This window comes from Desulfohalovibrio reitneri (assembly GCF_000711295.1).
GTDB lineage: Bacteria > Desulfobacterota > Desulfovibrionia > Desulfovibrionales > Desulfovibrionaceae > Desulfohalovibrio > Desulfohalovibrio reitneri.
The window spans coordinates 133180-144739 of sequence record NZ_JOMJ01000003.1; the positions used below are offsets into that span (position 1 = coordinate 133180).

Below are 11560 nucleotides of genomic sequence, written 5' to 3' on the forward strand. Positions count from 1 at the left end.
GCGGGATATGGCACGATGACGAGCGATTTTCAAGACAAAGGCGGCCCGTTGGGCCTGTTTCTCGACCCGTCGGGCGGAATGGCCGGGGACATGCTGCTGGCCTCACTGGCCGCGCTGGGCACCGACCTGGACGAACTGGCGGGCATGCTGCGCGCGGGCGGCCTGGACGTTTCCCTGGCCCTCGAACCCCGCCAGCGCCAAGGGCTGGCCGGATGGGGCCTGGCCATCGACGCCCCCGGGGCCCAGCCCCTGCGCCACCTGCCCGACCTGCTGGCCGTGGTGGAGGCCATGGGCCTGCCGCCCCGCGCCCGCGAGCGGACAGCCCGCGCCCTGACCCGGCTGGCCGAGGCCGAGGCGCGGGTGCACGGCACGGGAATCGAGTCGGTGCATTTTCACGAGGTGGGCGCGGTGGACACCGTGGTGGACGTGGCCGGGGCCTTCTGGGCGCTGGAACGGCTCGGCGTGGAGGAAGTCGTCTGCGCGGCCCTGCCCTGGTTCCGGGGCGAGGTGGATTGCGCCCACGGCCGCCTGCCCCTGCCCGCGCCCGCCACGGCCGCGCTCTTGGAAGGCAAGCCGGTGCGTTCCACGGAGGTTGTGGGCGAGATCATCACCCCCACAGGCGCGCTGCTCATCGACCAGGCCGTGGACCGCTTCGGCCATGGGCCGGACGGGGTGCTGCGCGCCACGGCCACCGCCTTCGGCACCCGCGAGATTCCGGGCGCTGAAGCCGGGCTGCGGGCCTTTCTCTACGATTCCGCTGGCACCCGAGAGGGCAGACCCCGCGCGGCCCGGTAGGCCTTGAGGTTGTCCAGCACGCTGTCGGGGACTTCCAGGAATCCCTTGCCGCGCCCAAGGCGCAGGTTGGGCTTCACCGAGCCGTGGTAGTCCGAGCCGCCGCCCACCACCATGTCCAGACGCTTGGCCAGGCAAAGGTACTCGTAGGTCTTGTTGCGGGTGTGCTCGGAGTAGTACGCCTCCAGCCCGTCCAGGCCGTACTCCTTGAGTCGGGCACACAGCGCCTCGATGTCGCGCACGTGCAGGTCGTAGATGGCCGGATGGGCCAGCAGAACCGTGGCTCCCTCGTCCTTGAGCAGGCCGATGGCCTCGGCCGGGGTGAGCACGGCCTTGGGCACGTAGGCCTTGCCCCGGGTGCCCAGGTAGAGGTCGAAGGCCTCGGGGATGGAGCGGGCGTAGCCCTTGTCCACCAGCAGCCGGGCCATGTGCGGCCTGCCCACGGTGCCTTCGGCCAAGTCCACCACCTCCCGTAGGGAGACATCCAGCCCCAGCCCGGCCAATTTGTCCACGATGGCCGTGTTGCGTTCCGCGCGGGCCAGGTTCAACTCCTCCAGCGCGCGCTCCAGGGCCGGGGCGCGGGTGGGCACCCACAGCCCCAGCAGGTCATAGGCCCCGGACTCGTCACGCACGGAAAGCTCCACGCCGGGCACGAAGTCCACGCCTTCCCGAAGCGAGGCGTCCAGGGCTTTGGACAGGCCTGCCGTGGTGTCGTGGTCGGTCAGGGCCCAGGCGGAAAGTCCCGCCTCCCGGGCCATGACCGCCAATTCCCCGGGCGGCACGGTGCCGTCCGAGGCTGTGGAATGGGTATGCAGATCGATCACCTTGTTCTCCGCTTTGCTTGGGGCTATGGTGCGCCTTCGCCAGCCCAAGCGCAAGGAGAAGACTACCATGGCCCTGAACAAGGAATTGCTGGACATACTCGCCTGCCCCAAGTGCAAGGGCGGGCTGGAACTCACCCCCGAGGAGGACGGCCTGCTCTGCGCCGCCTGCAATGTTGCCTATCCGGTCAAGGACGGCATCCCCATTATGCTGGTGGACGAGGCCATTCCCATGGATCAGTGGCAGCGCAAGCGCCCCTCAAAAAAGAGCTGACCAGGACGCCCGCCCCTCTATTGACAAACCGCTCCACCGGTCTATTCTACGCTTTGACCCCAAAGGAGCGTCACCCTAGAGGAGGTGGGAATCATGGTCATTGATTTCAGCTCGTTCTACAACATGCCCCGGCAGTTCGACCGGCTCTTCGAGGAGTTCTACCGGCCCTTCAACCTCAGCCAGAAAGGCGTCGCCTATCCCCCCCTGAACATCAGCGAGGACCAGGAGACCATCACCATTCGCGCCGAGATTCCGGGCGTGGCCATGGAGGACCTGGATTTGACGCTGACGGACAAGTCGCTGGTCATCAAGGGCGAGCGCAAGGTGGAGCAGGGTAAGTACTTCCGCCAGGAGCGGCCCACCGGGGCCTTCCAACGTATCGTCACCCTGGGCGTGCCGGTGGACCGGGACAAGATTCAGGCCACCATGGCCAACGGCGTCCTGACCGTCGTCCTGCCCAAGTCGGAGTCGGTCAAGCCCCGAAAAATCTCCATCGAAGGCGCGTAGAGGAGGTTGCCATGAACCAGGAACGCAAGCTTCCCGTGGCCCGTCCCGCCACCGACATCCTGGAGCGGGAGGACGGCTTCCACATCTTCCTCGACATGCCCGGCGTCAAGCGCGAGGACTTGGCCATCGACCTGCGCGAGAACGAGGTGGTGGTCTCCGCTCCGGCGGAGTACGAGTACGAGAAGGAAGGGGCCAGCCTCATTGCTGTTGAGTTCGGCTCCGGCGAGTACCGCCGCAGCTTCACCCTGTCCGAGGTGGTGGACAGGCAGAACATCCAGGCCACGCTGAAGAACGGCGTGCTGGAACTCTTTTTGCCCCGCCGCGAGGAAGAAAAGCCCAAGCGCATCGAAATTCAGGCCGGATAGGCCCGGCATCACCATTATCCACGCACGCGGCGCGGCTCCTTCAGGGGCCGCGCCGTTTTTGCATCACCCGGGAAAATCCTCGTCCAGCCGGGCGGCCTTGCCCAGCAGGTCGTCCGCCAGCCAGCGGCGCTGGGAGTGGAACAACTCCCCGGCGCGCGGACCGTGCTTGGCGAAGAGCTTGGTCTGGTTGCCCCTGGCGTTGCCTCCGGCGGCCTCGTCGCGCACTTGGCCGCCGCTGCGCTTGCGGTGGGCCACGGGCAGAAAGCCCTGGTACACGGCTGGCTTGCCCGCCAGGGCGGCGCTCAGGTCGCGGTCCAGGTCGTCGAACTGGGTGGGGGAGAAGCGGATGTCGAAACCGCCCGAGGCGATGAGATCGGCCGTGCGGAAGAGGTGGCAGCAGCCCATGACCGAGATGCAGGGCCGCAGGTACTGGAACCGCCCCAGGTCCGGCCCCTGCAGGTGCAGGTCGCTGACGGCGAAGGGGGCCTCCCCTTCGCCGGGCAGCAGGGTTAAGTCGGCCGCCTGGGCCAGGCCGGGGCGGTCGAACTCGGCCACCTTGCAGCCCCAGACCGAGGCCCCGGGGTAGGCGGCCACGGCCGCGCCCAGCCGGGAGAGCCAGTCCGGCGGCAAGTCCACGTCGTCGTCCAGAAAGGCAACGTAGTCCAGGTCGCGCACTTCCGGCAGGGAGAGAAGCCAGTCGCGGGCCGCGGGCGCGCCGATGTTCACCGGCAGGTGCAGGGGAGAGAGGCCGGGCAGCCGCCCGGAGGCGGCGAAGCCATCCAGCATGTCCCGCGTCCCGTCGGTGGAGCCGTTGTCCAGCACGCGCACTGGCAGGCTGGCGGCTTCGGATTCGGCCAGGCTGCCCAGGGTGGCTCGCAGGTCGTCCGCCTTGTTGCAGGAGAAGAGGAGTACGCCGCAGGTTCCGTCCAGGGGGGCGCGCTGCCGGTCCTCCTGGCCCAGCAGGTCGTGCAGCTTGAGCACGGCCTGGGTGTTCCAGGGATGGGCGCGGACCAGCCCGGCCAGGCGGGAAAGGACCTCGTCGCGGCGTCCGGTCAGCAGCAGGGCGTGGGCGGCGGCCTGCTCGAACAGGGGAAAGCCCCTCCACGGACCCGGCTGGCGGGCGGTTTCCGCCGCGCCGTCCGCGTCCCCGCGCACGAGGTGCAGCCGCAGGGCCAGGGGGGCGGCCAGCGCGGCCAGGTCCTCCGGCCAGTGGGCGCGCAGCAGGTCCAGGCAGAGGGACGATGTGCCGCTGTATGGGGCCAAGTCGATGAACTCCCGCCAGGCGGACAGGTCGCCGGGCCGCTTGGGGATGCTCCGGGCGAGCTGCTCCAGGCGGCGGGCGGGATCGGCCGGGGGCGGCGCGAGGCCGGTGCGGCCTTGTCCAGCGTCCGCCAGAGGGCGGAGACATCCGGATGCGCCGCCTGCCCGGACACGGCCAGGGCGTGGGAGGCGGCCTGTCCGTTCAGCGGGTCGTGCTCCCAGGCGGCCAGCAGCATCCCCCCGGCGGTCTCGGTGAGCCCGGCGTCCAGGGCGGCCCTGGCCAGCCGCAGCAGGTGCAGCCCGCCGGTGGAGCCTGTCAGCAGCGGGTCCAGCAGGTCGGCGGGCAGGGAGGCGAGGTGGTCGCGGATCACGCGCCGCCCCTTCGGGGCTTGGGCATGGCGGCGAAATCCTCACGTTGTTCCTGCAGCGCCTTGATGCGTTCCCTGGCGTCCTCGCCGAAGGTTCGCTTCAAAAAGACGTCCTGGCAGGCGTGGGCCAGCTTCCAGAACCGTTCGTCATTACCGGCGGCTTTGTGGTAGGCGTGGCGGGCCCAGACTTGATGGTCCACCACCAGCGGGTAGCCCAGCATGTCCAGTCGGTGGGAGAGCCACAGCTCCACCCCGTAGCCCACGGGGTTGTCAGGCGCGTCCAGCCCCCCGGCCCGCTCCACGGCGGCCAGGTTCAGGAGAGGGGCCACGCCGTCCAAAAGCCGCACCCGGCTGACCTGCAAGCGGCCGTCCTGCGCCATCTGCGGGTGGTAGACGTTGTGGGTCAGGGCCGGATGATACGCCCCCACCTCGCCCAGGGCCCGGTCCAGAACCCGCAGCCGCTGCCAAGCCCGCTCGATGACCGGCGGCGGGCAGCGGAAGGTCAGGTCGTTGTTCAAAAACCACAGGTGGCTGCATCCCGCCTTGCGGAAGTGATCCAGGCAGAACTCCAGCCCGCCCTTCCAGTAGATGTTTTCCGGCAGCCGTTTCCAGGCGTCCGGGTAGGGCTGGGGCGCGGCGTTGTCCAGCACGTGTATCCGGTCCGCCCAGGCCGGGTCGGTGTCCAGCAACTGCCGGTGCAGGGCGGAGGTGACGGCTGGGTCACCGTAGTGGAGGATGACGACGGCGAGGGATGGCTGCATGGTCTGGCTCCGCGAGGCAACTCCCCTCTAGCACTGATTTTCCCGGAGAAGAACCCCTGCGAGCGCCTCCGGGCGCGGTTGACTTGCCCCGACGATGGGGCAGAATGCCCGCCATGCGAACATACGTCTTCATCCCCCCGGTGCGGCGGGCCGCCGGAGGGGTTTTCGTGCTGCTGCGCCTGGCCCGCTGCCTGAACCGGGCCGGGCACGAGACCGTGCTGGTGCCCCGCGAGGACGCCACCGAGCTGCCGGACGACCTGCCGTGCACGGCCTGGGACGACCTGCGGCTGGAGCCGGGCGATCTGTGGCTGGTGCCCGAGGGCTGGGTCAACGCCCTGGCTCCGGGGCTGAACGCCCGCGCCCGCTGCCTGGTCTACGTGCAGAACTGGGCCTACCTCTTCTCCGGCCTGCCGCACGGGGTGGACTGGCGGCAGCTTGACGTCTCGTTCCTGGCCGTGTCCCAGCCCGTGGGCTGGTACGTGGAGCGCATGCTCGGCCGGGGCGCGGAGGTGCTGCGCCCCTCCATCGACCTGGATCTTTTCGGCCAGTCCGGGGCAAAGCCGGACGGCCCGCTGCGCATCGCCTTCATGCCGCGCAAGAACAAGGCCCAGGCGGAGCGCATCCGCGAGGCCCTCGCCGCCCGCAACCACGGCGGCGGCGAGGTGGAGTGGCTGCCCGTGGACGGCCTGCCGCCCGAAGGGGTGGCCTCCGCCCTGGCCGCGGCCCACGTATTTCTGGCCACCGGCTTCCCCGAGGGCTGCCCCCTGCCGCCGCTGGAGGCCATGGCCTCCGGCTGCCTGTGCGCCGGTTTCACCGGTTTCGGGGGCACGGACTACATGCGCCAGGCGGGCGATTTTCCCGGCGCGTTCGAGCCCTGGTGGCCCGTGCGCGAGACCCCCTGGGGCGGTAACGGGCTGTGGTGCGCCGACGCCGACGTCCCCGCCGCCGTGGAGGCGCTGGAGCAGGCCCAGGCTTGGTGGCGCGAGGGCGACCCGCGCCTGGAAACGACGCTTGAACAGGCCCGCGCCACCGCCCGGGCCTACGGTATCGAACAGCAGGCCCAAGCGGCAGAAGCCTTGTGGCACAAGCTGAAGGGAGCGGACTGATGGGCAAGAAGAGAAAGACTCCGCGCCCCTCTCCGGCCACCCTGGAGCTGCCCCGCGTGGGGGTGGATTCCCACGCCCACCTGGACATCGAGCGGCTGCGTGACGACGTGCCGGGCGTGCTGGCCCGCGCCGCCGAGGCCGGGGTGTCCCGCGTGGGGCAGGTCTTTCTGGGGCACGAGGCCTACCTGGCCGGGCGCGAACTCTTCGCCGGCCACCCGGAGGTCTTCTTCCTCCTGGGCGTCCACCCCAACGACGCCGACACTTTTTCCGCCAAGGACACCGGGGCCATGGCCCGCGCCTTCGCCGACGACCCCCGGTTGCGGGCGGTGGGCGAGATCGGCCTGGACTACTACTGGGAGCGGGTGGAGCACGGCGTGCAGAAGGAGGCCTTCGCGGCCCAGCTGCACATGGCCCGGGAACTGGACAAGCCCGTGGTCATCCACTCCCGCGCCTCGGACCTGGACGCCCTGGACGTGTTGCGGGCCGAGGGATTCCAGGGCTATCCCGTGCTCTGGCACTGCTTCGGCGGGGATACGGAGCTGGCGCGGGCCGTGCTGGACCTGGGCTGCCACGTCTCCCTGCCCGGCCCGCTGACCTACAAGGCCAACCACGAGCTGCGCCGGGCCGCCGCCTTCATGGGGCTGGAGCGCACATTGGTGGAGACGGACTGCCCCTACCTCTCGCCCGAGCCCTGGCGGGGCAAGCCCAACGAGCCCGCCCTGGCGGCCTTCACCTGCGCCAAACTGGCCGGGGTGGTGGGCGTGACCCCGGAAGAGGCCTGGCGGCGCACCGGGGAGAACGCCAAGGCCTTCTTCGGCCTGGACTAGTCCGCCGCCCTCTTCGGCGCGGGTATCTCCCGGAAGTCCACTTCCTCGGCCACGCAGGCCAGGGCGCGGTCCAGCCGCTTTTCCTGGCCCGGCGCGCAGAGCACCTTGATGACCGCCCGGCGGGAGTCCAGCACGGTGAACTGGGCAAGGTGGCCCCACGGCTCCAGCAGGAAGCGGAACAGGGCGATGGAGGAGGGGGCAAGCTCCAGGTAGCGGCCCACGGAGCGCGGGCCGCTTTGCCGGGTATCGCTCACAGCACCTCGAAGCCGTCTTCGGTGACCAGGATCATGTGCTCCCAGCGCACCCCGCCCCAGTCGCCGTAGTACAGGCCCGGCTCGATGGTGAAGACCATGCCCGGCTTGAGGATGGCCTGCGAGGTGGGGCCCAGGGAGGGCGGTTCGTGCGTCTCCAGGCCGATGCCGTGGCCCAGGGCGTGGGTGAAGTGCTCCGCCTCCCCGGCCTCCTCGAAGACCTTGCGGGCGGCCAGGTACAGCTCGCGCACTTCCACGCCGGGCTTCACCGCCTCCATGGCCGCGCGCTGGGCGCGGCGCACCAGGTCGCGCACGTGGCGGAACCGCTCGGAGGGGGTGTCGCCCAGCCACAGGGTGCGGGTCTGGTCGGAGTTGTAGCCCTGGTAGCGCGCGCCGGTGTCCACCAGCACCAGCCCTTCCTCGGGCAGCTTCTCCGCGCCGGGGATGGCGTGGGGCAGGGCGGCGTTGGGGCCCACGCCCACAATGGCCTCGAAGGCCATGCCCGTGGCCCCGCGCTCGCGGAAGTACTTCTCGATCTCCCAGGCGGCGTCCGCCTCGGTCATGCCGGGCTTGAGCAGCTTCGGCAGGTCGTTCATCAGATCGTGGTTGAGCCGGGCCGAGGCGCGCAGGGCCTCGATCTCGGTCTCGTCCTTGATCTGGCGCAGCTCCTCCACGATGCCGGCCACGCCCTTCATGGGCAGGTGCTCCTCCAGAGCGGTGGCCGTGGCGTGGCTCAAGGCCTCGGACTCGAAGCCCAGGGTGCCCAGGTTCTGCGAGGCCAGGAAGGAGCCGATGTCCTTGAGCTTGGGGGCCTGGTAGATGTGCAGGTATTCCTCGGGCCACAGCCGCAGGGCGGCGTCGCGGTAGCGGCTGTCCGTGAGCAGCACGTCGCGGCCGTCGGAGCGCACCAGCAGCATGCCCGCGGACTCGTTGCACTGCGGGTCGTGCAATTCGAAACCGGAAAGGTAGTAGCGGTTGGCGGCGTGTGCCACCAGCAGGGCGTCCAGCCCCAGGCCGGCCATTTTTTCGCGCACCCGCTCGCGGCGGGCCAGATAGGGATCATTCGGCGTCATGAACGTAGGTCGTCTCCGGGTCGCGGTTGAGCATTCGCTGCGCCCACTCCACGCCCTGCATGACCGAGTGGTCCATGTTGCCCACCTCGTACTTCCAGCCGCCGAAGCGGCCCCGGGAAAACACCCCCCGGGCCTCCAGCCAGGGCTGGATGACGGACAGGGCGGCGTCGCGTTCGAGGGTGGGCACCGGGTAGCCGTATTCCACGTCGTGTTCCCACACGGAGCACGGCTCCTCGGACCCCGCCAGCAGGGTGGCGTTGCGCAAGCCGTCCACCGTTAGCCCGGCCAGCCCCGCCTTGTCCACCGGCTTGTGCTCCGATGAGGACGTCTCGGTCATCAGCGCCCGCTGCTCGCCGGGGCGGGCCACGTTGTTTGGCGAGTAGTTGTGGAAGTTGGTCACCCGGTAGAAGGGGCAGTCCGATTCCGGGAAGTACATCCAGCAGGTGTCGTCCGTGCCCGGACCTTCTACGCCCGCGCCCACCACATGCACGCTGTTGTGGGCCAGGTTTCCGGCAGCCCGTCGCACGGCCTCCGGGGACTGGGGAATCATCTCCCCGGCCAGCAGGTCCAGGGGGATGGTGGAGAGCAGGTGGGTGTAACCGAACTCGCGGCCGTCAGGGGTGCGCACGGTTTTGCCCTCCACATCCACCTCGGCCGCCGGGCTGTTCAGGATGATGCGATCCTCCACCCGCGCGGCCAGGCGGCGGAATATCTCGCCCGTGCCGCCGTGCAGGGGAAAGCGGAATGTGTTGTTCGGCCCCCAGGCCACGTCGTCCTCATCCAGGGCCAGGTTGCGCGCCACGCGCTCCAGGTCCACCAGGCTGACCCGCTCGCCGATCCAGCCGAAGCCCATCAGCTCCGCCGGGGTGGCCCACACCTTGAAGTTGTACGGCTCCATGAACAGCCGGGCGATGCCGTCGCCGAAGACGTGGCGGAACCACTCCTTGAAATTGGTTGGCTGGCCCTCGGGGCGGCGGCCGGGCAGCAGGCCCCGCAGGCACTCCCAGCGTTCCTTGGGCGGCAGGTGGCGGACGTTGTTCTGGAAGGGGTAGGGCACCCACGTCCCGGCGCAGCGCACCCGGGAGATGCGCTGGTGCTCCAGGCGGTCGTCCCCCAGCAGGCCGTCCAGCAGCCGGTCGAAGTACTCGTAGTGGGAAAAGGCCACGTGGCCGCCGATGTCCCAGGTGAAACCCCGGGCGTCGGTGAAGCTGGCGGACAGTCCGCCCACGTGGTCCTCGCGCTCAAGGATAAGGAAGGATTCGCAGCCCAGTTCCCGCAGCCGGTTGGCCGCGCCCAGGCCGGTGGGGCCAGCGCCCAGGATGAGGTAGTCGACGTGCACGCGCCCTCCTTGGCGGCAAAAGGTTCTCGCGCCGCGAGGGAAGCAAGATGCTTGCCAGCCGGGCCAGGGCCGCGCGGGGCTAGAGCGTGCTTTGGTAGGCCAGCCCGCGCTTGAGCAGCAGCGAGCCGTAGAGCCGCTCCACCCGGTCCGCCTTGGCCGCCAGGGTGTAGTTTTCCGCCAGCTCCAGGCTGCGCTTGGCCCAGGCGCGGCGGCCCACCTCGTTGGCCAGGCTCTCGCCAATGGCCCGGGACATGGCCGCGGGGTCGTCGGGGGGCACCAGCAATCCGTTGCCGTCCACCAGTTCCGGCACGCCGCCCACCCGGGTGGCCACCACGGGCAGACCGGCCATGACCGCCTCCACCAGGGTGTTGGGCATGGACTCCGAGCGCGACGGCAGCACGAAGAGGTGCATGACCTGGAGGTAGTCGGCCACCTGCGGGGTGCGCGACACAAAGACGAACCGCTCCGGCCGTCCCAGTTCCTCGGCCAGAGGCCGCCACTTGTCCGGGTTGGCCCCGATGATCAGGCAGCGGCCGGAAAAGTCTTCCAGGGAGGCCACGGCCCGGACCAGCACGTCCACGCCCTTGACCGGCTTGTCCCCGGCCACGCTGCCCACCACGGTCTGGCCGGGCTCAAGGCCCAGCTCGGCCCGCACGTCGGCGGGGGAGCGGTGCGGCTCCGCGCGCGAGGCGGGCACGCCGCTGCGCACCACGTGCAGCTTGGAGCGCGGGGTGCCCAGGCGGCGCAGCACCCGGCCGCAGGCCTGGGAATTGACCGTGTAGGCGTCCACCCCCGGCGACCAGTAGGGCAGGGGGTTGCCGGGGCGGTAGCAGACCCCTCGGTTGAGCAGCACCACGTTGCCCTTGCGCCGCAGGCGCAGCCCCCACCAGGCGGCCAGCTTGCAGGCCTTGTTGTGGAAGGCGTGCAGCACCGTGGGCGGGGCCATGATCTTCTCGATCTCCGCCCGCCAGTGCTTGCGCTCCCTGGGCAGCAGCAGCCAGTGCAGGCCGGGGTCGATCTCCGGCAGGGAGGAGTCGCGGGGCACGGCGAAGCGCACCTCGTGGCCCCGGTCGGTCAATTCCCGGGCTAGATAATAGGCCTGCAGCGATCCGCCGCTGCGGGTGGAGGAGGAAGTGAGCAGGACGATGCGCACGGCCTACGTCCAGGTGGAGATGCGGAAGATGTTGCGCCAGCGCACGTCCGCCAGGAAGGCGGCGCCGAAGGCCACGTAGGAGCCCAGCAGCCAGCCCATGAGCAGGTCCAGGCTGTCGTGGTTGGAAAAATAGACGCGGCTGAAGGCGGTGGCGGCGGCGTAGCAGCCCAGAAGCGGGGTCAGCCACCAGCGTTTCAGCCCGAAAACGGCGCTCAGGGCCGCGCCGAAGGACTCGGTGGTGTGGCCCGAGGGCATGCCGTGGTAGGACGGGTCCATGGTGATGGGGCGGGCCAGCCCGCCGGTGTCCGGCCGGGGCTTGCCGAAGCCGATCTTCATCATGCGCACCAGCAGGAAACCCACAAAGGCCTGCAGCACGGCAAAGGTCAGCACGTAGCGTACGTCGCGGGCGATGCCGCGCCGCCAGCCGCGCACCAGCATCCACAAGAGGATGAAATAGAGCGGCAGGTGCCCCCAGTCGGTGAAGATGTCCATGAAGCGGCGGAAGTCGGGGTGCTCCAGCCGGTGCACCCGCCAGTGCATGTCGATGGACTCCAGCGAGCCCAGGAAGAGGTGCATGGCCGCCAGCATGAGCAGCAGCGGCAGGGAAGCCAGCAGCCAGTGGCCCAACAGGGGCAGGGCGGAGCGAAGAAGGTGTTTCATCCG

14 protein-coding genes are annotated in these 11560 nt (G+C 69.9%); 6 read left to right on the forward strand and 8 right to left on the reverse strand.

Annotation, left to right across the window (positions count from 1 at the left end; all coding sequences use genetic code 11):
• The first annotated feature begins 15 nt into the window (after positions 1-15).
• Positions 16-795, forward strand: a complete 780-nt coding sequence (larC, locus tag N911_RS0100905; RefSeq protein ID WP_051693783.1) for a nickel pincer cofactor biosynthesis protein LarC — start codon at positions 16-18, stop codon at positions 793-795.
• Here larC and N911_RS0100910 read toward each other — a convergent pair.
• A complete protein-coding gene (locus N911_RS0100910) occupies positions 747-1616 on the reverse strand; it encodes a PHP domain-containing protein (protein WP_029893477.1) in 870 nt (289 codons plus the stop codon). The two genes, larC and N911_RS0100910, sit on opposite strands and share 49 nt — an antisense overlap.
• Before the next feature lie 67 nt (positions 1617-1683).
• Between N911_RS0100910 and N911_RS0100915 the strand changes: the two genes are divergently transcribed.
• The 3 genes from N911_RS0100915 (at position 1684) to N911_RS0100925 (ending at position 2759) form a co-directional block, all read left to right on the forward strand.
• The gene (locus tag N911_RS0100915) at positions 1684-1887 is read left to right on the forward strand and encodes a Trm112 family protein (RefSeq protein WP_029893479.1); all 204 of its coding nucleotides are present in this window, start codon (positions 1684-1686) and stop codon (positions 1885-1887) included.
• Positions 1888-1980: 93 nt separating this feature from the next.
• A complete protein-coding gene (locus N911_RS0100920) occupies positions 1981-2394 on the forward strand; it encodes an Hsp20/alpha crystallin family protein (RefSeq protein WP_029893481.1) in 414 nt (137 codons plus the stop codon).
• An 11-nt stretch (positions 2395-2405) separates the two neighbouring features.
• A complete protein-coding gene (locus tag N911_RS0100925) occupies positions 2406-2759 on the forward strand; it encodes an Hsp20/alpha crystallin family protein (protein WP_029893483.1) in 354 nt (117 codons plus the stop codon).
• Positions 2760-2822: 63 nt separating this feature from the next.
• Here N911_RS0100925 and N911_RS0100930 read toward each other — a convergent pair whose 3' ends face one another.
• Entirely contained in the window at positions 2823-4022 is a 1200-nt protein-coding gene (locus N911_RS0100930) for a glycosyltransferase family 2 protein (protein WP_051693785.1), read from the reverse strand.
• Positions 4023-4386: 364 nt separating this feature from the next.
• Positions 4387-5148: a glycosyltransferase family protein gene (locus tag N911_RS0100935; protein WP_051693787.1), complete on the reverse strand. Its 762-nt coding sequence runs from the start codon at positions 5146-5148 to the stop codon at positions 4387-4389.
• Between the two features lie 113 nt (positions 5149-5261).
• Here N911_RS0100935 and N911_RS0100940 point away from each other — a divergent pair, with 113 nt between their 5' ends.
• Both N911_RS0100940 and N911_RS0100945 read left to right on the forward strand, forming a co-directional pair.
• On the forward strand, positions 5262-6254 hold the full coding sequence (locus N911_RS0100940) for a glycosyltransferase family protein (protein WP_035104830.1): 993 nt from the start codon (positions 5262-5264) through the stop codon (positions 6252-6254).
• Positions 6254-7081: a TatD family hydrolase gene (locus N911_RS0100945; protein WP_029893489.1), complete on the forward strand. Its 828-nt coding sequence runs from the start codon at positions 6254-6256 to the stop codon at positions 7079-7081. Before N911_RS0100940 ends, N911_RS0100945 begins: the two co-directional genes overlap by 1 nt.
• Here N911_RS0100945 and N911_RS18390 read toward each other — a convergent pair.
• From N911_RS18390 to N911_RS0100970, 5 genes are all read right to left on the reverse strand, one after another.
• Positions 7078-7335 (reverse strand): DUF4911 domain-containing protein, encoded by a 258-nt coding sequence (locus N911_RS18390; protein WP_035104184.1) that lies wholly within the window; start codon positions 7333-7335, stop codon positions 7078-7080. The two genes, N911_RS0100945 and N911_RS18390, sit on opposite strands and share 4 nt — an antisense overlap.
• On the reverse strand, positions 7332-8405 hold the full coding sequence (locus N911_RS0100955; protein ID WP_029893493.1) for a M24 family metallopeptidase: 1074 nt from the start codon (positions 8403-8405) through the stop codon (positions 7332-7334). Before N911_RS0100955 ends, N911_RS18390 begins: the two co-directional genes overlap by 4 nt.
• Positions 8392-9744, reverse strand: coding sequence for a protoporphyrinogen/coproporphyrinogen oxidase (locus N911_RS0100960; protein WP_029893495.1), 1353 nt, complete (start codon positions 9742-9744; stop codon positions 8392-8394). Before N911_RS0100960 ends, N911_RS0100955 begins: the two co-directional genes overlap by 14 nt.
• A 79-nt stretch (positions 9745-9823) precedes the next feature.
• On the reverse strand, positions 9824-10897 hold the full coding sequence (locus tag N911_RS0100965) for a glycosyltransferase family 4 protein (RefSeq protein WP_029893497.1): 1074 nt from the start codon (positions 10895-10897) through the stop codon (positions 9824-9826).
• 3 nt (positions 10898-10900) lie between these two features.
• Positions 10901-11557, reverse strand: coding sequence for a phosphatase PAP2 family protein (locus tag N911_RS0100970; protein ID WP_051693788.1), 657 nt, complete (start codon positions 11555-11557; stop codon positions 10901-10903).
• Positions 11558-11560: the final 3 nt, after the last annotated feature.